The following is a 20753-nucleotide window of genomic DNA, read 5'->3' on the forward strand; positions in this document are numbered from 1 at the left end:
TCAGCGAAGTGGGCTGCGGTTCGCCCGTTCGGGCGTCAGCTGGGACGGACGCCGAACTGGAACGAACCCAGGTAGCCCATCGACTCGTAACGGACGAAAGCACCCGGGTAGGGAGCGTGCAGGACCTGGTTGTTGCCCGCGTACAGGCCCACGTGCGAGGTGTTGTTGAAGAAGACCAGGTCACCCGGTTTCAGCGCGCTGCGCCCGACCCGGGCACCGTCGTTGATCTGGGTGTACGTGACCCGGCTCAGCTGGACGTTGGCCTGGGCGTACGCCCACTGGGTCAGGCCGGAGCAGTCGAAGGAGCCGGGGCCCTCGGCGCCGGAGACGTACGGCGTTCCCACCTTGGTGGCGGCGGCGGCGAGAGCGGCCGCGCCCCGCGCGGACGCGGGGACCTCGTTGCCCAGCTCGACCCGCTCGCCGGCCGCGCGGCTGGCGCGCTGATCGTCCTGGGCCATCTTGGCGCGCTCGGCCGCGGTCAGGGTGTTGAGGAGCTGCCGGGCCTCGGCGAGCTTGCCCTGGTACTTCTTCTTGTTCTCGCCGAGCGCCTTGCGCACGTCCGCGAGGTCGGCCAGCTTCTCCTGGCCCTCCTTGCGCTGCTGCGCGAGGGTGCGCTGCTTGCTCTGGATCTTCTGGAGCGACTCGGCCTGCTTGGCCGTCAGCTGGTCGAGCGCCGACGCCTTGTCGAGGAAGCTGTCGGGGTCCGAGGCGAGGAAGAGCTGGATCGAGGGGTCGATGCCGCCGGAGCGGTACTGCGCGGTGGCGAGCGAACCGAGTTCGCCGCGCAGGGTGTTGAGCTCGTCCTGGCCGCGGGCGACCTTGTCCTGGAGTGCGTCGACCTGCTCCTGGAGCTTGTCCTGCTGCTCCTGGGCCCCGTTGAACTTCTCCGTGGCCGCTTCGGCCTCGTGGTAGAGCTTGTCGACCTCTGCCTTGACCTCGTCCTTGGTCGGCTTGGGGTCGGCATGCGCCGCCTGGGAGGTCAGAGCCACGGCAGCAGCGGCGGTAGCGGTGAGCACGGTCACGCGGATGCGGCTCGGCTGCTTGGGACGACGGTGGGACGCCACGAAGGCGAGCTCCTTCTTCCTCGAGCCGCCTACCGGGCTGTGGGGGAGGTGATTCCCCGGCTCCGTGTACGTCACGGACTCGGCGGTTCCTTCGCTGCCACCCCGGATGGGTGATCAACCGTGCGAAGGTTCGAGGGCTGACCTTAGTGACCAACTTGTGATCAGTTCAAATCCTCGCGAGCAAAATCTCGCCACGTCAGGTACTTCTTTGGTCACATCACACCGCCCGTAGCCACAAATTGACGGTACGTTCCCAGAAATCCCGGCATGCCACCCATGAGGGGACACAAGGCATCAGACGCGCGAAAGCCGCTTCAGGAGCAAGGCGGACGTGACGGGCCTCGCGCCCGCCTTCGCCACCCCGTCGGCCACCTCGCGGTCGGTGGAGACCACCACGACGGGCCGGCCGGACGGTTCCGCGCGGGCCAGCTGCCGGATCAGCTCGTCGGCGGTCACGCCGGCCTTGCTGAAGAGCACCCGCACGCCGCGCGGCGGCGCGAGCAGCACCGGAGCGGCCAGTTCCGCCCCGTCGAAGACACAGGTCATCTCCGCACCGGTCTGGGCCGCCAGGACCGAGAGCCCGCCCAGCAGCCTCAACCGCTGCTTCTCCAGCGGCATCTGCGGATATCCGGTCTTGGTCACGTTGTAGCCGTCGACGATCAGATGCGCCTGGGGCAGCGCGAGCAACTGGTCCAGCAGGGCGGGGTCGGTCTCCGAAAGGGCCCTGGCGGCGATGTCCTTGGGAGACATCCGGCCGGGCTCGACGGCCTCGACACCGTCGGCGGGACGGCTCGACGAGGGCGGCAGGGCCAGCTCGCGCCGCAGCCCCTGGGCCGCTTCCAGCACGGTGTCCAGCAGCAGCCGCAGCCGCATGTCCTCCACCGAGCGCCCTTCCCTCGCGGCCCGCCGGCCCGCCTCGACGGATGCCTCCGCCTCACCGAGCCGGGCCTTCAGCCGCCGCGACTCGCTCTCGGCGGCCGAGACCCGGGCCGCGGCCTCGGCCCGTACCGCCTCGGCCTCGGCGCCACCGCGGCGCAGGGCGGCCTCGCTGCGCTTCACCTCGCTGAGCGCGCTGCGGAGCTTGCGCTGGAGCGACTCGGCCTCCTTGCGGGCGGCTTCGAGCTCGGCGCGCAGCCGTTCGGTCTCGCTCCTGGTCTGGCTGCGGGCCTGGGCCAGCTCCTCGCGCAGCCGGTCCAGCTCGCGCCGGGTCTCCTCGTCGGCCCGCTCGGCGTCGGCCCGCTGCACCTCTTCGCCCGCTGCCTCGACGAGCTTGACCCAGCCGGCCGGCCGCAGCACATAGGCCGCGGCGGCCACGTCGACGGGATCGGCGGCCGCCGGCGGCGCCCCGGCCTCCAGCGTCGCGGCCAGCTCGGGCTGGGCCTGGGCGATCCGCTCCCCGATGCGGCGGCGGAACGCCGGCTCGCTCTCCAGCGCCGCGGCCATCGCGTTCCCGGCGAACTTGGCTCGCCGGGTCGGGGTGAAACGGGCGTACTGTCTCAGCTGAGCGGGGAGTTCGCCGACGGTGAGGCCGCCGAACGCGTCCGAGACCAGCGCGATGACCCGGCGGCGCACCCCCTCGGGCAGCGGGCGGTCGAGTGCCTCGACGGCGCCCTCGGCCTCATCGGCCGGATCGGCGCCGCTAGTCGGCTGCTCCACCATCCGTCACCCCAATATGTCTGTCCGCGGCCCCGTCAGGAGGCGGCGCCGGGCCTGTCTACCAGTTCGATCTGGTCCACCGCGTTGCACCAGCGGCAGCGCACCGACTCGATGGTCTCACTGACCACCTCGCGCTCCTCGACGCTCGACTCCCCGGCCAGGTCCAGATGGACGTACTCCACGACCTTGGAGGAGCGGGTCACGTCGAACCGGGTGAGGTTTCCGCAGAGCGTGCAGCGCCAGCGGGTCCCGTCGGTCGGCAGCGGAACCGTCGTCATCGTCGCGCCCTCTTTCGTCGTTCGTCGAGTCCTGCCGTAACCCTACGGCCTCGGGTATACCCGGGGACACGGCGAGGCGGCCTGCCCCGTTCTCCCCGGGTACGTCATGCGTCACGGGCCTCGCCGCCGGGTTCCTCCACGCCTGGGTGTGCTACCGCCGTGGGGCTAGAGTGAGGTCTCCAGCCACGGCCACCGAGGGAGATAGCCAGCCGTGATCACCGCGATCGTGCTCATCAAGACCAGTGTGGACCGCATTCCGGAGATCGCCGAGGCCATCGCCGCGCTGGACAGTGTCAGCGAGGTCTTCTCGGTCACCGGCACCTACGACCTGATCGCCATGGTCCGCGTGGCCAGGCACGACGATCTCGCCGATGTCATCCCCGGCCGGATCAGCAAGATCCCCGGCGTCGAGGGGACGGACACGCACGTGGCGTTCCGTACGTACTCGCAGCACGACCTCGAAGCGGCGTTCGCGATCGGCCTGGACGCCTGAGGGTGTCCGCTCAGACCTGAGCCGTTCCGCGGTCCGGGACGCAGCGCCCGTCCTCCGTGCGGTACTGCCACCGGGCGCCGTCGCGGACCAGCTCCTTGACCGCCCGTACGAAGCGCTCGACGTGCTCGTCCGGCGTACCGGCACCGAAGCTGACCCGGATCGCGTTCAGCGACCGCTCGCCAGGAGCGGCCTCGGGAGCACCGCACTCGCCCGGCTCCTGCGGGCCGCCGCCCAGCAGGGTCTTCACCAGCGGGTGGGCGCAGAACAGGCCGTCGCGGACGCCGATCCCGTACTCCGCGGAGAGCGCGGCGGCGAAGTGCGAGCTGTTCCAGCCCTCGACGACGAAGGAGATGACGCCGACCCGCGGGGCGTCGTCGCCGAACAGCGAGAGCACCCGGACCTCGGGGACCTCGGCCAGTCCGGCGCGGACCACCGAGACGAGGTGCTGCTCACGGGCGACGAGGGTGTCGAAGCCCGCCTCGGTGAGCGCCTTGCAGGCGGAGGCGATGGAGTGGACGCCGATGACGTTGGGGGAACCGGCCTCGTGGCGGGCGGCGGTGGTGTGCCACTCCACGTCCACGCCGCCGTCCGCGCGGCGGGCGACCTTGCGCGAGGCCCCGCCGCCGGCCAGGTACGGCTCCGCGTCCTGGAGCCAGTCGGCGCGGCCCGCGAGGACTCCCGAGCCGAACGGGGCGTACAGCTTGTGCCCGGAGAAGGCGACCCAGTCGACGTCGAGCCCGGCGATGTCCACCGGGTGGTGGGGGGCGAGCTGCGCGGCGTCCAGCACGATCCGCGCGCCGTGGGCGTGGGCGGCGGCGGCCAGTTCCCTGACCGGCCAGAGCTCGCCGGTGACGTTGGAGGCTCCGGTGACGCAGACCAGCGCCGGGCCCTGGGGGTCGCGCCCGGCGAGCGCCCGCTCCAGCGCCTCGACGGCCTCCCCCGGCGTACGGGGGGCGTCGAGGTAGGTCACGCGGGCGTCGCGCCACGGCAGCAGCGAGGCGTGGTGCTCGGTCTCGTAGACGAACACCTCGCAGCCGGCCGGAAGAGCGGCGGCGAGCAGGTTGAGCGAGTCGGTCGTCGAGCGGGTGAAGACCACCTGGTCGCCGGCCCGGCAGCCGAGGAACTCCGCGACGGTCCTGCGGCTGCTCTCGAAGAGGTCCGTGGAGAGCTGCGAGAGGTAGCCGGCGCCCCGGTGGACGCTGCCGTAGTACGGGGCGTACGCGGCGACGTCGTCCCAGACCCGCTGGAGCGCCGGGGCGCTGGCCGCGTAGTCGAGGGCGGCGTACGTGACCTCTCCGCCCGTGACCAGCGGAACGGTGACGTCCCTGCCCAGGACCGGCAGCGGGGCGCGGACGGACTGGTCGAGGGCAGCGGTGGAGACGGACATGGCGAACTCCCGTGACAGGCAGGCGAGTTCCGCGCGCCGACGTGAACACGGCAGCGCGGGGAAAGGGAAGAGGGTGCGCGGAGGAGGGCCGGAGAGCCGTGGAGACCCGATGGCCCTAACGCATTCGCTTGCTCACAGAAGGCTCCCTGGGGACCAGGACCCCGGGGGTTGGCATGCACAGATGCCGAGGGGCCCGCGCTTGCCGTAGACCTCGCTGCCTACGGCCTGGTCTTCACCCGGGGCACCCCGCCACGGACGGAGGGTTGCCGGACAGCGAGCCGGGGCCTATTCGCTGTCACTCATGACCTGCGCAGTATCTTGCCATACGTACCGGCACGCGCAAGGCGCGGTCCGGCATCCGGACCGCGCCCCGTGCCCACCGCACCCGTTCAGGCGTTGCTGGCCGCCACCCAGCGCTCCAGCGCCCTCTTGGCCGCGCCGGAGTCGATCGACTCCGTGGCACGGACGATCCCGGCGGCGATCTGCTCGTTCAGCGTGCCCGGGCCCGCGTCCAGGGCGGTCAGGGCCGCCGCGGTGTTGAGGAGCACGGCGTCCCGTACCGGGCCCTTCTCGCCGTCCAGCAGCCGGCGGGCGACGTCCGCGTTGTACGAGGCGTCGGCGCCGCGCAGGGCCTCCACCGGCACCAGCTCCAGGCCCACGTCGCGCGGGTCGAACGCCTCCTCGCGCACGGCCCCGTCCCGGACCACCCAGACCCGCGAGGTGGCCGTGGTGGTCAGCTCGTCGAGGCCGTCGTCGCCGCGGAAGACCAGGGAGGAGTTGCCGCGGCCGGCGAGCACGCCCGCCACGATGGGCGCCATCCGCAGATCGGCGACACCGACGGCCTGGGCGCGCACCTGGGCCGGGTTGGTGAGCGGGCCCAGGATGTTGAACGTGGTCTGCGCGCCGAGCTCCCTGCGGGCCTTGGCCGCGTACCGCAGGGCGGGGTGGAACTTGACGGCGAAGCAGAAGGTGATGCCCGCCTCCTCCGCGACCTGCACGACCCGCTGCGGCGTCAGTTCCAGGTTGACGCCGAGCTTCTCCAGGACGTCGGACGCCCCGCTCGCCGACGAGGCCGCGCGGTTGCCGTGCTTGACGACCTTGGCTCCGGCTCCCGCCAGGACGATCGCCGACATGGTGGAGATGTTGACCGTCTTGGCCAGGTCCCCGCCGGTCCCCACGATGTCGACCGTACGGCCCGGTACGTGGATGGTGTTGGCGTGCGCGTACATCGTCCGTACGAGCCCGGTGACCTCGTCGACCGTCTCGCCCTTGGCCCGCAGCGCGACGGCGAATCCCGCGATCTGCGCGTCGGTCGCCTCGCCGCTCATGATGCGGTCCATGGCCCACGCGGTGTCGTCCGCCGTCAGGTCCTCGCGGCGGAGCAGCGGGTTGAGCACGCCCGGCCAGGAACGAGCCGCCACGCTGTCGCCGCCGTCCGGGGTCACAACGTTCATGGTCCGCTCCTGGGGTCCACAGCCGATAAGGGGTGGCTCCACCCTATCCAGCCCGGAGAGCGGCGAAGAGCCCCGTCCACTCGATGGACGGGGCTCTCGGCGTGGCGATCAGTTCGGATGATCAGTGGTGGCCGTGGCCGCTGGTGATCTCCTTGTACTCCTCGGCGGTGGGCTTGGCGATCTGGCCGTCCTCGCCGTAGTAGCCCTTGCTCAGCTTGACGCGCAGCTTCTCCACCGGGGAGACCTTGCGCCTGACACCGTTCTCGTCGACCGCCGGGCCGATCTCGGCCGGCTGGTACTGCTCGTGCGCGGTCAGCGTGTGCAGCTGGCCGGGGCTGAGCGGCTCGTGGATCTCGACGAACTCACCGTGCGGCAGGCGCTTGATGATGCCGGACTCACGTCCGTGCAGCACCTTGTCCCTGTCGCGGCGCTGGAGGCCGAGGCAGATCCGCTTGGTCACGATGAACGCGATGACCGGAGCCACGAAGAACGCGATCCGCACGAACCAGGTGATGGCGTTGATCGACAGGTGGAAGTGCGTGGCCCACACGTCGTTGCCGCCACCGACGAGCAGCACGAAGTACCAGGTGATCCAGGCCACGCCGAACGCGGTGCGGGTGGGCACGTTGCGCGGGCGGTCAAGGATGTGGTGCTCCCGCTTGTCGCGGGTGACCCAGGACTCGAGGAACGGGTAGACCGCGATCACGACCAGGACCAGCGGGAAGACCATCAGCGGGATGAACACGCCCAGGACGAGCGTGTGGCCCCACAGGTTGATCTCCCAGCCCGGCATCACCCGGATGAGCCCCTCGGAGAAGCCCATGTACCAGTCGGGCTGCGCGCCGGTCGACACCTGGTCGACGCGGTACGGGCCGAGGGCCCAGATCGGGTTGATCGAGGCGATCGCCGAGACGATGGCGATGACGCCGAAGACCAGGAAGAAAAAGCCTCCGGCCTTCGCCATGTACACCGGCAGCAGCGGCATGCCGACGACGTTCTTGTTCGTCTTGCCGGGACCCGCGAACTGCGTGTGCTTGTGGTAGAAGACCAGGATCAGGTGGGCTACCACGAGCCCGAGCATGATGCCCGGCAGCAGCAGGATGTGGACGGAGTAGAACCGGGCGACGAAGTCGACGCCGGGGAACTCCCCGCCGAACAGGAACATCGAGAGGTACGTTCCGACGACCGGCACCGACAGCACGGCGCCCTGCATGAAGCGGACACCGGTGCCCGACAGCAGGTCGTCCGGGAGCGAGTAGCCGGTGAACCCGGTGAACATGCCGAGGACGAACAGCAGGAAGCCGAACAGCCAGTTGACCTCACGCGGCTTGCGGAAAGCACCCGTGAAGAAGACGCGCATCATGTGCACGAACATGGCGGCCAGGAAGATCAGCGCGCCCCAGTGGTGGATCTGCCGGACGAGCAGGCCGCCGCGGACGTCGAAGCTGATGTGCAGCGTCGAGGCGTACGCCTCGGACATCCGGATGCCCTGCAGCGGCTCGTACGAGCCGTGGTACACGACCTCGTTCATGCTGGGGTGGAAGAACAGCGTCAGATACACACCCGTGAGGATGATGATGATGAAGCTGTAGAGGGCGATCTCCCCGAGCATGAAGGACCAGTGGTCCGGGAAGATCTTGCGCATGTTGGCCTTGGCCAGGCCGTAGATGCCGAGCCGGCCGTCCGCCCAGTCGGCCACCCGCTCACCGGCGGGCGCCTTGCGCTTCGTGTCTGTCGCAGTACTCATCCGCGCTCCCAGAATGCAGCACCGACGGGCTCTTCGAAGTCACCCAGCGCCTCGAGGTTGCCCTCATCGTTCACACCGATCCGCAGCTGCGGAAGAGGGTGACCGGCCGGACCGAAGATGACGCGGGCGCCGTCGGAGAGGTCGAAGGTGGACTGGTGGCACGGGCAGAGGACGTGGTGCGTCTGCTGCTCGTACAGGCTGATCGGGCAGCCGACGTGGGTGCAGATCTTCGAGAACGCCACGATGCCCTCGTGGGCCCACTCGCGCTCACGCTTGTTCTTGATGTCGTCCGGCTCGATCCGGACGATCATCAGGGCGGCCTTGCCCATCTGCGTCTGGAAGTCGTGCGCGTCCTCCTCCAGGCCCTCGGGCATGGCGAAGGTCAGCGAGCCGACGACGATGTCCTCGGGGCGCAGCGGCTCCATCGTGTTCATGTTGATGAGCTGCTTGCCCCGGCTCCACATGGTGGTGCGGAGCTTCTTCTCCGGCAGCGGACCGAGGTCGCGCAGCAGCACCACGCCGGAGAGCGGCACCAGGGCCAGCGCGCCGAACATGGTGTTCCGGATCAGCTTGCGCCGGCCGAGGCCGGACTCGGCGGCACCGGCCGCGAAGTCCGCGAGGACCTGCGCCTTGACCTCGGGCTCGGCCTCGATCGGGTGACGCTCGGCGGCGGTCTCCACGTCGGACATCAGGGTGCGCGCCCAGTGGACGGCGCCCGCGCCGATGAAGAAGAGCGCCAGTCCCAGGGTCATACCGAGGGAGAAGTTCAGCGCGCTCACGTGGCCGAACGGCCAGATGTAGACGATCTGGTCGACCGGGAAGACGACGTAGGACGCGATGAACGCGACCGTCGCCAGCATGGACAGCGTGAACAGGAACGCGACCGCGCGCTCGGAGCGCCTCGCGGCCCGCTCGTCGATGTCCTGGACGCGCGGCTTGTGGGCCGGCAGTCCCGGGTCGGCGAAGGGGTCGTCCGCCACCGTCACCGCGCCGTGCGCGGTGCCCTGCTCGACCGGCAGGATCTCTTCTGGAATCTCTTGGCTACTCATGACTTCTTGGCCTTAGCGGTGTGGGCCGCGACCCAAACGGCAACTGCGATCAGTGCGCCGAGTCCGAAGATCCAGCCGAAGAGACCCTCGCTGACCGGACCGAGACCACCCAGGGCCAGCCCACCGGGGCTCGCCGAGTCTTCTCCGTTCACGGCCTTGACGTACGCGATGATGTCCCGCTTCTGCTGCTCCGGCATCGTGGTGTCGGGGAAGGAGGGCATGCTCTGCGGGCCGGTCTGCATGGCCTCGTAGATGTGCTTCGGGCTCACGTCTTCGAGGCTCGGGGCGTACTTGCCGTGCGTGAGCGCGCCGCCCTCTCCGGTGAAGTTGTGGCACTGCGCGCAGTTGGTACGGAACAGGTCGCCGCCACGGGCGATGTCCGCGCCGTCGGGGCTGACCTGCTTCTCGGTCGGCGTGATCGGACCGGCGCCGAGCGACGCGACGTACGCCGCGAGCTGGTCGATCTCCGCCTGGGTGTAGACGACCTTCTTCTTCGGTACCTGGGCGCCCGGCTGCTGTGCCGGCATACGGCCCGTACCGACCTGGAAGTCGACGGCGGCGGAGCCGACGCCCGCGAGGGACGGCCCGTCGGTGGTGCCCTGACCGCCGGTTCCGTGGCAGCTGGCGCAGCCTACGGAGTAGAGCTTCTTGCCCTCGTCGATAGCGAGGGACTGGGCGGTTTCGTCTGCCTGCGCCTTACCCGCAGGCGCAAAAACGGCGTACAGCCCCCCGGTAGCCGCCAGCGCGAGGAGTAGTACGACGACCGCCGCCAGCGGATGGCGTCGTCGTGCGGAGAGCTTTTTCACGGATTACCCCGGTGTCAGGATCTTCTGCGTCGATGGTGTGTGGGTGCGAGCCCGGTTACTTGATCATGTAGATCGTGGCGAACAGGCCGATCCAGACGACGTCGACGAAGTGCCAGTAGTAGGACACGACGATGGCGGCGGTGGCCTGTTCGTGGGTGAACCTCCTGGCTGCGTACGTCCTGCCGAGAACCAGCAGGAAGGCGATGAGACCGCCTGTCACATGCAGACCGTGGAAGCCGGTGGTCAGGTAGAACACCGAGCCGTACGGGTCGGACGACAGGGAGAGCCCCGCGTCCTTGACCAGCTCGGTGTACTCCAGGACCTGGCCTCCGATGAAGATCGCACCCATCACGAACGTGATGATGAACCAGGTGCGGAGCTTCTTCACGTCGCCCCGCTCCGCGGCGAAGACGCCGAGCTGGCAGGTGAGTGAGGAGAGCACCAGGATCGTGGTGTTCGTCGCCGAGAACGGGAAGTTCAGATGATGAGCCATCTCCTTCCAGTGATCCGGTCCCATCACCGATCGCAGGGTGAAGTACATCGCGAAGAGGGCCGCGAAGAACATCAGCTCGGAACTCAACCAGATGATGGTTCCGACGCTGGTGAGGTTCGGCCGATTGACCGACGGGTGCGCGTGCCCGGTTTCTACTGTCGTTGCTGTCGCCACGACCGACATTATGTCGGTCGCTTATCCCGCCCTCACTCCCGGGGGTGCCGTTCGGTGTGTCCGTCGCGTGTCTCCTCCCCGGACGGCCCATCGAATCGGTGTCGTCACCGGTGCTGACAGGCTGTGGGTCGGAGTACGATCCGCCCATCGGTTCATGCCCGGAGAGCCCCGAAGACGCAGATGTCACGGAGGAACAATGCAGCCGACCGCCACGGTCCTGGTCTACAGCGACGACGCCAACACCCGCGAGCAGGTGAGGCTGGCAGCGGGTCGCAGGCCGGCGGCGGACGTGCCCCCGGTGGAGTTCGTCGAGTGCGCGACCCTGCCGGCCGTCCTCGCCGCCCTGGACGACGGCGGCGTCGACGTCTGCGTGCTGGACGGCGAGACCGCCCCCGCGGGCGGTATGGGCGTCTGCCGGCAGATCAAGGACGAGATCTTCCGCTGCCCGCCGGTGCTGCTGCTGATCGGGCGCCCGCAGGACGCCTGGCTGGCCACCTGGAGCCGCGCGGACGCCGCGGTGACTTTGCCGGTCGAGCCGGTCGAGTTCGCCGACGCCCTCGCGGCCCTGCTGCGGGGCAGGCTCTCCGTGGACGCCTGAGGGGTTCCGGCCGTCCGTGCGCCGTCCCGCCGAGGGGCGGCGCACTCCGGCCGTGTCAGACGTGGGGGCGCAGCCGCGCCGCCTGGACGGTGTTCCCGGCCGGGCTGTCGGGCGTGCCGTTGTGCAGCGCGCTGCCCTTCTGCCACTTCTCCCAGGACAGGTTCCAGTCCCCGAAGCCGTTGTCGAACGGCGTCATCGTGTCGCCGATGCTTCCGACGACCTTGACGATGTCGCCCTGGCGCACGGTCTCGAAGAACCACTCCGCGTCGTCCGTGCTCATGCCCGTGCAGCCGTGGCTCACGTTGGCGTTGCCCTGGGAACCGGTCGACCAGGGGGCGGCGTGCACGTACTCGCCGCTCCAGGTGACCCTGGTCGCGTAGTACACCGGCAGGTCGTACGACTCGGACGAACCCTCGGCGATGCCGATGCTCGTACCGCGCATGCGTACGTAGTACTCCTTGCCCAGCACCACCTTGACGCCGTTGCGGGTGGAGAAGCCGGGCTTGCCCGTGGTCACCGGAATGGTGTTGATGACTTCCCCGTTGCGCTTCACCGTCATCGTGTGGGCCGAGGCGTCGGTGACGGCCTCGATCCGGTCCCCGGTGGTGAGCTTCAGCGGCTTCGCCGCCGCGCCGTAGAGGGAGTTGGTCACCTTGATGCCCGCGAGGTTGCTGCGCACCTCGATGGTGGCGTCGGCGGGCCAGTACTCCTGCGGGCGGTAGTGCAGGTTCTTGTCGTCGACCCAGTACCAGGAGCCGGTGGCGGCGGGGGTCGACCTGACCTTCAGCGCGCGCTCCACGGTGGCCCTGGCCGCCTTGTCCCTCACCGGGGCGCTGAGTTCCGCCGTGACGGGCTGTCCGACGCCGTAGGTGCCCTTCTCCGGGCCGAAGGAGACCTTCAGCAGCCTCTTGGGCGATGCGGTGCCGAACGAGAGCGTACGGCTGCCGGGCGCGCCGTCCTCGTCCTCGGTGGAGACCTTGACGGTGTAGCGGGCGCCGGCGGCCAGGGGGGCGGTCGAATGCCAGCGCTTCCCGTCGGCGGCGAGCTCGCCGGCGAGGTGGCGGCCCTCGGCGTCCACCGCCGTCACGTCCGTGATGCGGCCGTCCCCGCCCTTGACGGTGATCTCGAGAGGCTTGTCCGGATCGGCCTTCTCCTTGCCGGAGGGGCCGTTGAAGGACACCTGCCCGGCGGCGTCGAAGGGCCGGGCGGACAGCGGATGACCATCCGGCCCGCCACAGGCGGTCGCAGCCGCGACCAGGGTCACGACCACCAGACTGCAGCTCACTACGGTGCGGGTGCGCGGCGTGTGCGTCATGAACTCAACGTAAGAAGATTCATCCGATCCAGCGCGTTCAATGACTGCAAACGAGCGAAGGGGCCCGGCCCGCTCGGTACTGAGCGGGCCGGGCCCCTTGCGAGGTGGTACGGGTCCTACGGGTGGTGCGGTGTCACTGGGTCTGGTTCTCGCCCCGGTAGTACTCGAAGACCCAGCCGAAGAGACCGATCAGCAGGATCGGGGCCGAGAAGTAGAGCAGCCACCAGCCGAAGACGACGCCCATGAAGGCGAACGCGCCGCCGATGGCCAGCGAGAGCGGCTGCCAGCTGTGCGGGGAGAAGAACCCCACGTCGCCGGCCTCGTCCGCGACATCGGCCTCCTTGTTGTCCTGGGCCATCGCGTCGACCCGGTTGGCCGTGAAGGCCAGGTAGAAGCCGATCATGACGGAGAGGCCGAAGGACAGGAACAGGGCGGTGGTACCGACCGGCTCCTTGGACCACACGCCGTACGTGATGGCCATGGCGAGGATGAAGACGCTCAGCCAGATGAACATCTTGCCCTGGATCTTCACTTGCCTGCCTCCTTGCCGCCGACGACGGCCTTGTCGGCCTCGGAGTGGTACTCGAGCTGTTCGAGCGCCGCGATCTCCGGGTGGTGCAGGTCGAACGCCGGGGATTCGGAACGGATCCGCGGCAGCGTGAGGAAGTTGTGCCGCGGCGGCGGGCAGGACGTGGCCCACTCCAGCGAACGGCCGTAGCCCCACGGGTCGTCGACCTCGATCTTCTTGCCGTACTTGGCGGTCTTCCACACGTTGTAGAAGAACGGCAGGATCGACAGGCCGAGCACGAACGAGGAGATCGTCGAGATCGTGTTCAGCGCGGTGAAGCCGTCCGCGGCGAGGTAGTCCGCGTACCGTCGCGGCATTCCCTCGGCACCGAGCCAGTGCTGCACCAGGAACGTGCCGTGGAAGCCCACGAACAGCGTCCAGAACGTGATCTTGCCCAGCCGCTCGTCCAGCATCTTGCCCGTGAACTTCGGCCACCAGAAGTGGAATCCGGAGAACATCGCGAAGACCACGGTGCCGAACACCACGTAGTGGAAGTGCGCCACGACGAAGTACGAGTCGGAGACGTGGAAGTCCATCGGGGGCGAGGCCAGGATGACGCCGGTCAGACCACCGAAGGCGAAGGTGATCAGGAAGCCGACGGCCCAGAGCATCGGGGTCTCGAAGGACAGCGAGCCCTTCCACATCGTGCCGATCCAGTTGAAGAACTTCACACCGGTGGGCACCGCGATGAGGAAGGTCATGAACGAGAAGAACGGCAGCAGCACGCCGCCCGTCACGTACATGTGGTGCGCCCAGACCGTCACGGAGAGACCCGCGATGGAGATGGTCGCCGCGATGAGGCCGATGTAGCCGAACATCGGCTTCCGGCTGAACACCGGAATCACCTCGGAGACGATGCCGAAGAACGGCAGGGCGATGATGTACACCTCTGGATGGCCGAAGAACCAGAAGAGGTGCTGCCAGAGCAGTGCTCCGCCGTTGGACGCGTCGAAGATGTGCGCACCGAATTTACGGTCCGCCTCCAGCGCGAAGAGCGCGGCCGCCAGGACCGGGAACGCGAGCAGGACCAGCACACCGGTCAGCAGCACGTTCCAGGTGAAGATCGGCATCCGGAACATCGTCATGCCGGGCGCGCGCATGCAGATGATCGTGGTGATGAAGTTGACCGAGCCGAGGATCGTGCCGAAGCCCGAGAAGGCCAGACCCATGATCCACATGTCGGCGCCGACACCCGGCGAGCGGACGGCGTCCGACAGCGGGGAGTAGGCGAACCAGCCGAAGTCGGCCGCGCCCTGCGGGGTCAGGAAGCCCGCCACCGCGATGATCGAGCCGAAGAGGTACAGCCAGTACGCGAACATGTTCAGCCGCGGGAACGCCACGTCGGGCGCGCCGATCTGCAGCGGCATGATCCAGTTGGCGAATCCGGCGAACAGCGGCGTCGCGAACATCAGCAGCATGATCGTGCCGTGCATCGTGAACGCCTGGTTGAACTGTTCGTTCGACATGATCTGCGTGCCCGGACGGGCCAGCTCGGCGCGCATGAAGAGCGCCATGATCCCGCCGATGCAGAAGAACGCGAACGAGGTGACCAGGTAGAGCGTGCCGATCGTCTTGTGGTCAGTGGTGGTCAGCCACTTGATGACGACGTTTCCCGGCTGCTTGCGCCGCACCGGCAGCTCGTCCTCGTACGAGTCGTCTGCTGCCTCGGCACCCTGAGGTTCGTTGAGGATGCTCACAGTTTGTTCGTCTCCGCATTCCTGGCCGGGTCCGTCTGCTCGATGCCTGCCGGCACGTAGCCCGTCTGACCCTTCTCCGCCAGCTCCTTGAGGTGCTGCTGGTAACGCTCCGGGGAGACGACCTTGACGTTGAAGAGCATCCGGGAGTGGTCGACGCCGCAGAGCTCGGCGCACTTGCCCTTGAAAGTGCCCTCCCGGTTGGGAGTGACCTCGAACGCGTTGGTGTAGCCCGGAATGACGTCCTGCTTCATGAGGAACGGCACCACCCAGAAGGAGTGGATGACGTCACGGGAAGTCAGGACGAAACGGACCTTCTCCCCCTTCGGCAGCCACAGGGTCGGGCCCGGGTTGCCGTTCTGGGGGTTGCGGTCGCCGGGGACGCCCACGTCGTGGACGCCGCCGGCGCCCTCGGGGAAGTCCTCGCGGAACCGGTCGGGGATGGAGGCGAGCTCCTTGGGGATCTCGCTGCCGGCGGAGGGCTGGCCCTCCACCTTCTCGATGTAGTTGAAGCCCCAGCTCCACTGGTAGCCGACCACGTTGATGGTGTGGGCGGGCTTGTCCTCAAGCGCCAGGAGCTTCGATTCGTCGCGTGCGGTGAAGTAGAACAGCACCGAGACGATGATGAGGGGAACCACTGTGTACAACGCCTCGATGGGCATGTTGTACCTGGTCTGCGGAGGGACCTCCACCTTGGTGCGCGAACGCCGGTGGAAGATGACACTCCAGAGGATCAACCCCCAGACAAGGGCACCCGTGACGAGCGCTGCCGCCCACGAGCCTTGCCAGAGGGAGAGGATCCGAGGGGCCTCTTCCGTTACCGGTGTGGGCATACCGAGGCGGGGAAAATCTTCCCAGTTGTACGAACAACCTGAGGCCGTCGCCAGAACCAGGCCCGCAGTCAGCACCTGCGGCAGCTTCCGCCGCATCGGGCGCCGCGACGAGCGGTCGGAGCCGTTGGGACTCACGTAGCGCCTTCCCGAGAGTCTCGCCCGCACGGTCGGCGCGCCCGTCTCTGGTCGGTCGCCGGCCCTGACGCGGGCAGGGGTTTGGATGTTTATGCGGACCAAACCCTACTGGACGCTATCCGGGGTCGCGCGGGGAGGGTGCCCAACGCGCCGTCCGGCGCCCCGAAGGGGTGGAATCCTGGCCTCCGGGAACCATCTGACGCCCCCTCCCCTGCCGGGACGGGTCTCCCCCTCCCCCTGTACGCCCGGCCGCGGGCTAGCGTGGCGCCGTGCCCTACTTCGACGCCGCCTCATCGGCCCCCCTGCACCCCATCGCCCGCCAGGCGCTGCTCGCCTCCCTCGACGAGGGCTGGGCGGACCCGGCCAGGCTGTACCGGGAGGGGCGGCGGGCCCGGATGCTGCTGGACGCGGCCAGGGAGGCCGCCGCGGAGGCCGTCGGGTGCCGCCCGGACGAGCTCGTGTTCACCTCGTCGGGAACCCGGGCGGTGCACTCCGCGATGGCCGGGGCGCTTTCCGGGCGTCGGCGTGTCGGCCGCCATCTGGTCGTGTCCGCGGTCGAGCACTCGTCGGTGCTCCATTCCGCCGCCGCCCACGAGGCGGCGGGCGGTTCGTGCACCGAGGTGGCCGTCAGCCGGTCCGGAGCGGTCCGCCCCGAGGCGTTCGCCGACGCCCTTCGCGAGGACACCGCGCTGGCCTGCCTGCAGTCCGCCAACCATGAGGTGGGCACCGAGCAGCCGGTGGCCGAGGTCGCCGGGATCTGCGGCTCGGCGGGAGTCCCGCTGATGGTGGACGCGGCGCAGTCACTGGCCTGGGGGCGGGTGCCGGACGGCTGGTCGCTGCTGGCCGCCAGTGCCCACAAGTGGGGCGGTCCGGCGGGCGTGGGCCTGCTGGCCGTGCGCAAGGGGGTCAGGTTCGCCCCTCAGGGGCCTGCGGACGAGCGGGAGTCGGGGCGCGCCGCCGGGTTCGAGAACCTTCCGGCGATCGTGGCGGCGGCGGCCTCGCTGCGGGCGGTGCGGGCCGAGTCGGCCGCCGAGGCTGTACGGCTGCGGGCCCTGGTGGACCGGATCAGGACACGGGTGCCGCAACTGGTGGCCGATGTGGAGGTGGTCGGCGACCCGGTGCGACGGCTGCCGCACCTGGTGACCTTCTCCTGTCTCTATGTCGACGGAGAGACCGTCCTTCAGGAGCTGGACCGAACCGGCTTCTCCGTATCGTCCGGTTCGTCCTGCACCAGCAGCACCCTGGTGCCGAGCCATGTGCTCCGGGCGATGGGGGTGCTGTCGGAGGGGAACGTCCGCGTGTCGCTGCCCCTGGGGACCACCGAGGCGGACGTCGACCGCTTCCTGGACGTGCTCCCGGGGGTGGTGTCCGGCGTACGGGAGCGGCTGGGCGCTCCGGCCTCCGCGGCGACCCCGTCCCTCTCCTTCTCCCCCTCCCCCGCCGCGACGGAGACGCTCGTCGTCGACGCGCTGGGCAGGCGTTGCCCGGTCCCGGTGATCGAACTCGCAAAGGTGATCGGAGACGTACCGGTGGGAGGCACGGTGACGGTCCTCGCCGATGACGAGGCGGCGCGGCTCGACATCCCGGCGTGGTGCGAGATGCGGGGACAGGAGTACGCGGGTGAGGAGCCCGCGGACCGGGGCTCGGCCTACCTGGTCCGCCGGCTCCACTGAGCCGCCGCTAGGGGAGGTGCGCCTGGACCTCGGCGGCGGCCTCGTGGCCGTACGCCTTGGTGAAGCGGTCCATGAAGTGGGCGCGGCGCAGGGTGTACTCCTGGGTGCCGACCGTCTCGATGACCAGGGTGGCGAGCATGCAGCCGACCTGCGCGGCGCGCTCCAGGCCGACGCCCCAGGCCAGCCCGGAGAGGAACCCGGCGCGGAAGGCGTCGCCGACGCCGGTGGGGTCGGCCTTCCTCTCCTCGTCGGGGCAGCCGACCTCGATCGTCGCCTCGCCCACGCGCTCGATCCTGACCCCGCGGGCGCCGAGGGTGGTGACCCGGTGGCCGACCTTGGCCAGGATCTCCCCGTCGGTCCAGCCGGTCTTGGACTCGATGAGCCCCTTCTCGTACTCGTTGGAGAAGAGGTACGTGGCGCCGTCGAGGAGGATGCGGATCTCGTCGCCGTCCATCCGCGCGATCTGCTGCGAGAAGTCCGCGGCGAAGGGGATGCCCCGGGTGCGGCACTCCTCGGTGTGGCGGAGCATCGCCTCGGGGTCGTCGGCGCCGATCGAGACCAGGTCGAGGCCGCCCACGCGGTCGGCGACGTTCTTCAGCTCGATCAGCCGGGCCTCGCTCATCGCGCCCGTGTAGAAGGAGCCGATCTGGTTGTGGTCGGCGTCCGTCGTGCAGACGAAGCGGGCGGTGTGCAGCACTTCGGAGATCCGGACGGAGCTGGTGTCGACGCCGTGCCGGTCGAGCCAGGCGCGGTACTCGCCGAAGTCCGAACCGGCGGCGCCGACCAGGACCGGCCGGGTGCCGAGGAGACCCATGCCGAAGGAGATGTTCGCCGCGACACCGCCGCGGCGCACGTCGAGGTTGTCGACCAGGAAGGAGAGCGAGACCGTGTGCAACTGGTCGGCGACCAGCTGGTCCGCGAAACGGCCGGGGAAGGTCATGAGGTGGTCGGTGGCGATGGAGCCTGTGACTGCGATGCGCACGGGGATGCTGCTCCTGCGGAAGGCGGAGGAAACGCCTGGGGCGCCCTCCGGGACGGCGTGACAGTTCACGCTACCCGTTCACCGCTCCCGGCCCGGAAGGGCAGAACTACCCGATAGTAGGGCTTTCTACCTGAGGTACGGCGTGCGTACGGTGCGGATATGCCGAAGTACATCGCCCCGCGCGAATCCGAGATGAACCTGGCCGAGCTGCGCGGAGACTGCGCGCGGATGGCGCCGCACTGGGTCGTTCCCGCGAGGGCCACCGCCCAGCCGGTGGCCCCGTCCCTGATCCACGGAGTCACGGTGCCGCCCGCCTCCGCCCGGCTCATCGACGCGATGTCCGAGTACGGCGACTGACCCGGACGCCCGCGGTCGTGGAACCGCGCGCTCCTGCGCTCCGTCCCACGGGTGTCCCCCACCCGGGAGACCGGCGGTAGGACCGACCGGCCCGTGCAGTCGAAGGAGCGATCCGGTGAGTACCGAGCGACCTGACCACGATGTGTCCGGCCCACGGCGGCGGCGTTCGCCCCTCGCTGTCGCCTCGGTGGCGGCAGCGGTGCTGATCGCCGGAGGCGGGGGCGCGTACTGGGCGGCCTCCGCAGCCGGCGGTGAGGGCGGCGGGGCGTCCGGCGGCGACCGCACCCCTCCGCCGCTCTCCCTCGGCCTCGCGGCCGGCGGCCCCTCCGCGCCCTCGCGGGGCATCGCGCCCGGCGAGCCGCCGCCCGGCGGGGAGGGAGTGGTCTACCGGTCATCCGGCGAGCTGCCCGAAGGCCCGGACTCGGCCGCCGTCCACCGTTCGACGGGCACGGTGAGCGCGGCGGAGGTGGCCCGGCTGGCCCGGGCGCTCGATCTGGACGGCACGCCCACGGCGCAGGGCACCGTCTGGAAGGTGGGCACCGACAAGGACGGCTCCGGTCCGATCCTGAGGGTCGGCCGGCAGGCGCCCGGCTCCTGGACCTTCGCCCGGTACGGATCGGGCGGCCCCGACCGGTGCGCCTCCCCTGCGGTCTGCGCGAGCGGGACGGCCGGGGCGGGGCGCCGGGCCAGGTGGCCCCGGTCGGCGAGAAGGCCGCCGAGGCCGCGGCGGCGCCCGTGCTCAAGGCACTGGGCCAGGAGGACGCCGCCCTCGACGCGGCCCAGGTGATGGGCTCGGTACGGGTGGTGAACGCGGACCCAGTGGTCGGCGGGCTGCCGACGTACGGCTGGGCGACCGGCATCCAGGTGGGCGCCGACGGTGAGGTGGCCGGCGGCAGCGGGCAGCTGAAGAGCCTGGAGAAGGGCGACACCTATCCGGTGACCGGCGCCGCCGAGGCACTGAAGCGGCTGAACGCCTCCTCCAAGGGCGGCGGCACTCCGGATGTTGGCGGGTGCGCCACCCCCGTACCCCTGGAGGGCGGGCAGCCGGTCCCGCCCGCGGACTGCCCGATGCCGCGCGGCGCCGGGAAGCCCACGCTGATGAGGGTGGACAAGGCGGTGTTCGGACTCGCCACGCAGTACGTGGACGGGAAGCAGGCGCTCGTGCCGTCCTGGCTGTTCTCTGTGCGGCCCGCCACGGGCGGGCCGGTCAGCACGGTGTCGCAGGTGGCCGTGGACCCGGCCCACCTGACGGAGCCCGAGGAGCCCGGCACGGAGGCCGGCGAACGGCGGGTCACCTCGTACGGCGCGGACGGGCGGACGCTGACGGTGACGTTCTGGGGCGGGGTGTGCAGCGCCTACGCGGCGCACGCCGAGGAGAGCGCGGGCGAGGTGCGGGTGTCCGTGACGGAGAGGCCGCGGGAGAGCAAGAAGGTCTGCGTCCTGGTCGCCAAGGAGCTGAAGCGGACGGTGACGCTGGACGAGCCGGTGGGTGACCGCAGGATCGTGGACGCGGCGTCGGGCGCTGCCGTACCGCGCGCCTGAGCTCCTGGCGGCACACACGGCTGCGGCGGCTGTCCCCGTTTCGGGGGCAGCCGCCGCAGCCGTGTCGCGGACTCCGGGCTCAGCTGAAGGAGTCGCCGCAGGCGCAGGAACCCGAGGCGTTCGGGTTGTCGATCGTGAAGCCCTGCTTCTCGATGGTGTCGACGAAGTCGATGGAGGCGCCGCCCAGGTAGGGAGCGCTCATCCGGTCGGTCACGACCTTGACGCCGTCGAAGTCCTTCACGACGTCGCCGTCGAGCGAACGCTCGTCGAAGAAGAGCTGGTAGCGCAGGCCCGAGCAACCCCCGGGCTGGACGGCGACGCGCAGCGCCAGGTCCTCGCGGCCCTCCTGCTCCAGCAGGCCCTTGACCTTGGATGCGGCGGCGTCCGACAGGAGGATGCCGTCGCTCACGGTGGTGGTCTCGTCCGATACGGACATCTGCTTCTCTCCCGGGTTG

19 protein-coding genes, 1 pseudogene and 1 riboswitch are annotated in these 20753 nt (G+C 69.9%); of the genes and pseudogenes, 5 read left to right on the top strand and 15 right to left on the bottom strand.

Features of this window, described 5'->3' with window-relative positions:
• Positions 1-35: 35 nt before the first annotated feature.
• The 3 genes from Sfulv_RS06815 to Sfulv_RS06825 form a co-directional block, all read right to left on the bottom strand.
• Complete coding sequence (locus Sfulv_RS06815) at positions 36-1064, bottom strand: C40 family peptidase (protein ID WP_173312766.1); 1029 nt, start codon at positions 1062-1064, stop codon at positions 36-38.
• 294 nt (positions 1065-1358) lie between these two features.
• Complete coding sequence (locus tag Sfulv_RS06820) at positions 1359-2720, bottom strand: NYN domain-containing protein (protein ID WP_173317647.1); 1362 nt, start codon at positions 2718-2720, stop codon at positions 1359-1361.
• Between the two features lie 35 nt (positions 2721-2755).
• Positions 2756-2998, bottom strand: a complete 243-nt coding sequence (locus Sfulv_RS06825; RefSeq protein ID WP_015608051.1) for a hypothetical protein — start codon at positions 2996-2998, stop codon at positions 2756-2758.
• A 211-nt stretch (positions 2999-3209) separates the two neighbouring features.
• On the opposite strand from Sfulv_RS06825, the gene Sfulv_RS06830 reads away from it, so the two are divergent.
• Positions 3210-3491 (top strand): Lrp/AsnC family transcriptional regulator, encoded by a 282-nt coding sequence (locus Sfulv_RS06830; protein WP_003969641.1) that lies wholly within the window; start codon positions 3210-3212, stop codon positions 3489-3491.
• 10 nt (positions 3492-3501) lie between these two features.
• On the opposite strand, the gene Sfulv_RS06835 is transcribed toward Sfulv_RS06830, so the two are convergent.
• The 6 genes from Sfulv_RS06835 to ctaE form a co-directional block, all read right to left on the bottom strand.
• Complete coding sequence (locus Sfulv_RS06835; protein ID WP_173312768.1) at positions 3502-4878, bottom strand: aminotransferase class V-fold PLP-dependent enzyme; 1377 nt, start codon at positions 4876-4878, stop codon at positions 3502-3504.
• Between the two features lie 190 nt (positions 4879-5068).
• A riboswitch (SAM riboswitch) is annotated at positions 5069-5185 on the bottom strand.
• A gap of 82 nt (positions 5186-5267) precedes the next feature.
• Positions 5268-6332 carry an anthranilate phosphoribosyltransferase gene (gene trpD, locus Sfulv_RS06840; protein WP_173312770.1) on the bottom strand — a complete coding sequence of 355 codons (1065 nt, stop codon included), beginning with the start codon at positions 6330-6332 and terminating at the stop codon, positions 5268-5270.
• A 121-nt stretch (positions 6333-6453) separates the two neighbouring features.
• Positions 6454-8079, bottom strand: a complete 1626-nt coding sequence (gene qcrB / locus Sfulv_RS06845; RefSeq protein ID WP_173312772.1) for a cytochrome bc1 complex cytochrome b subunit — start codon at positions 8077-8079, stop codon at positions 6454-6456.
• Positions 8076-9128: a cytochrome bc1 complex Rieske iron-sulfur subunit gene (gene qcrA, locus Sfulv_RS06850; RefSeq protein WP_173312774.1), complete on the bottom strand. Its 1053-nt coding sequence runs from the start codon at positions 9126-9128 to the stop codon at positions 8076-8078. The genes qcrB and qcrA overlap by 4 nt, the downstream gene beginning before the upstream one ends.
• Complete coding sequence (gene qcrC, locus Sfulv_RS06855; protein WP_173312776.1) at positions 9125-9934, bottom strand: cytochrome bc1 complex diheme cytochrome c subunit; 810 nt, start codon at positions 9932-9934, stop codon at positions 9125-9127. Before qcrC ends, qcrA begins: the two co-directional genes overlap by 4 nt.
• Positions 9935-9989: 55 nt before the next feature.
• On the bottom strand, positions 9990-10610 hold the full coding sequence (gene ctaE, locus Sfulv_RS06860; protein ID WP_173312778.1) for an aa3-type cytochrome oxidase subunit III: 621 nt from the start codon (positions 10608-10610) through the stop codon (positions 9990-9992).
• A 187-nt stretch (positions 10611-10797) separates the two neighbouring features.
• Between ctaE and Sfulv_RS06865 the strand changes: the two genes are divergently transcribed.
• Positions 10798-11199, top strand: a complete 402-nt coding sequence (locus Sfulv_RS06865; protein ID WP_173312780.1) for a DNA-binding transcriptional response regulator — start codon at positions 10798-10800, stop codon at positions 11197-11199.
• A gap of 55 nt (positions 11200-11254) precedes the next feature.
• On the opposite strand, the gene Sfulv_RS06870 is transcribed toward Sfulv_RS06865, so the two are convergent.
• The 4 genes from Sfulv_RS06870 to ctaC form a co-directional block, all read right to left on the bottom strand.
• On the bottom strand, positions 11255-12514 hold the full coding sequence (locus tag Sfulv_RS06870; RefSeq protein ID WP_173312782.1) for a L,D-transpeptidase: 1260 nt from the start codon (positions 12512-12514) through the stop codon (positions 11255-11257).
• Positions 12515-12647: 133 nt separating this feature from the next.
• On the bottom strand, positions 12648-13046 hold the full coding sequence (locus Sfulv_RS06875) for a cytochrome c oxidase subunit 4 (protein WP_173312784.1): 399 nt from the start codon (positions 13044-13046) through the stop codon (positions 12648-12650).
• On the bottom strand, positions 13043-14779 hold the full coding sequence (gene ctaD, locus Sfulv_RS06880; protein ID WP_173312786.1) for an aa3-type cytochrome oxidase subunit I: 1737 nt from the start codon (positions 14777-14779) through the stop codon (positions 13043-13045). Before ctaD ends, Sfulv_RS06875 begins: the two co-directional genes overlap by 4 nt.
• Positions 14776-15744 carry an aa3-type cytochrome oxidase subunit II gene (gene ctaC / locus Sfulv_RS06885; RefSeq protein ID WP_173312788.1) on the bottom strand — a complete coding sequence of 323 codons (969 nt, stop codon included), beginning with the start codon at positions 15742-15744 and terminating at the stop codon, positions 14776-14778. The genes ctaD and ctaC overlap by 4 nt, the downstream gene beginning before the upstream one ends.
• Before the next feature lie 269 nt (positions 15745-16013).
• On the opposite strand from ctaC, the gene Sfulv_RS06890 reads away from it, so the two are divergent.
• The gene (locus tag Sfulv_RS06890; RefSeq protein WP_173312790.1) at positions 16014-17417 is read left to right on the top strand and encodes a cysteine desulfurase/sulfurtransferase TusA family protein; all 1404 of its coding nucleotides are present in this window, start codon (positions 16014-16016) and stop codon (positions 17415-17417) included.
• Positions 17418-17424: 7 nt separating this feature from the next.
• Here the strand turns inward: Sfulv_RS06890 and Sfulv_RS06895 are convergent, their stop codons facing one another.
• The gene (locus Sfulv_RS06895; RefSeq protein ID WP_173312792.1) at positions 17425-18399 is read right to left on the bottom strand and encodes a carbohydrate kinase family protein; all 975 of its coding nucleotides are present in this window, start codon (positions 18397-18399) and stop codon (positions 17425-17427) included.
• A gap of 159 nt (positions 18400-18558) precedes the next feature.
• Here Sfulv_RS06895 and Sfulv_RS06900 point away from each other — a divergent pair, with 159 nt between their 5' ends.
• Positions 18559-18756 carry a hypothetical protein gene (locus tag Sfulv_RS06900; protein ID WP_173312794.1) on the top strand — a complete coding sequence of 66 codons (198 nt, stop codon included), beginning with the start codon at positions 18559-18561 and terminating at the stop codon, positions 18754-18756.
• Between the two features lie 115 nt (positions 18757-18871).
• Positions 18872-20298, top strand: a pseudogene (locus Sfulv_RS06905) (hypothetical protein).
• 79 nt (positions 20299-20377) lie between these two features.
• Here Sfulv_RS06905 and Sfulv_RS06910 read toward each other — a convergent pair.
• On the bottom strand, positions 20378-20734 hold the full coding sequence (locus Sfulv_RS06910) for a HesB/IscA family protein (protein ID WP_173312796.1): 357 nt from the start codon (positions 20732-20734) through the stop codon (positions 20378-20380).
• Between the last annotated feature and the right edge of the window lie 19 nt (positions 20735-20753).

Source organism: Streptomyces fulvorobeus (assembly GCF_013167895.1).
GTDB classification, from domain to species: Bacteria; Actinomycetota; Actinomycetes; order Streptomycetales; family Streptomycetaceae; genus Streptomyces; species Streptomyces fulvorobeus.

What these genes read in the sequence shown, in the direction of transcription:
- Sfulv_RS06825 (WP_015608051.1), bottom strand. Translation starts at nt 2,998, where the DNA reads ATGACGACGGTTCCGCTGCCGACCGACGGGACCCGCTGGCGCTGCACG.
- Sfulv_RS06835 (WP_173312768.1), bottom strand. Translation starts at nt 4,878, where the DNA reads ATGTCCGTCTCCACCGCTGCCCTCGACCAGTCCGTCCGCGCCCCGCTG.
- trpD (WP_173312770.1), bottom strand. Translation starts at nt 6,332, where the DNA reads ATGAACGTTGTGACCCCGGACGGCGGCGACAGCGTGGCGGCTCGTTCC.
- qcrB (WP_173312772.1), bottom strand. Translation starts at nt 8,079, where the DNA reads ATGAGTACTGCGACAGACACGAAGCGCAAGGCGCCCGCCGGTGAGCGG.
- qcrA (WP_173312774.1), bottom strand. Translation starts at nt 9,128, where the DNA reads ATGAGTAGCCAAGAGATTCCAGAAGAGATCCTGCCGGTCGAGCAGGGC.
- ctaE (WP_173312778.1), bottom strand. Translation starts at nt 10,610, where the DNA reads ATGTCGGTCGTGGCGACAGCAACGACAGTAGAAACCGGGCACGCGCAC.
- Sfulv_RS06865 (WP_173312780.1), top strand. Translation starts at nt 10,798, where the DNA reads ATGCAGCCGACCGCCACGGTCCTGGTCTACAGCGACGACGCCAACACC.
- Sfulv_RS06870 (WP_173312782.1), bottom strand. Translation starts at nt 12,514, where the DNA reads ATGACGCACACGCCGCGCACCCGCACCGTAGTGAGCTGCAGTCTGGTG.
- Sfulv_RS06900 (WP_173312794.1), top strand. Translation starts at nt 18,559, where the DNA reads ATGCCGAAGTACATCGCCCCGCGCGAATCCGAGATGAACCTGGCCGAG.
- Sfulv_RS06910 (WP_173312796.1), bottom strand. Translation starts at nt 20,734, where the DNA reads ATGTCCGTATCGGACGAGACCACCACCGTGAGCGACGGCATCCTCCTG.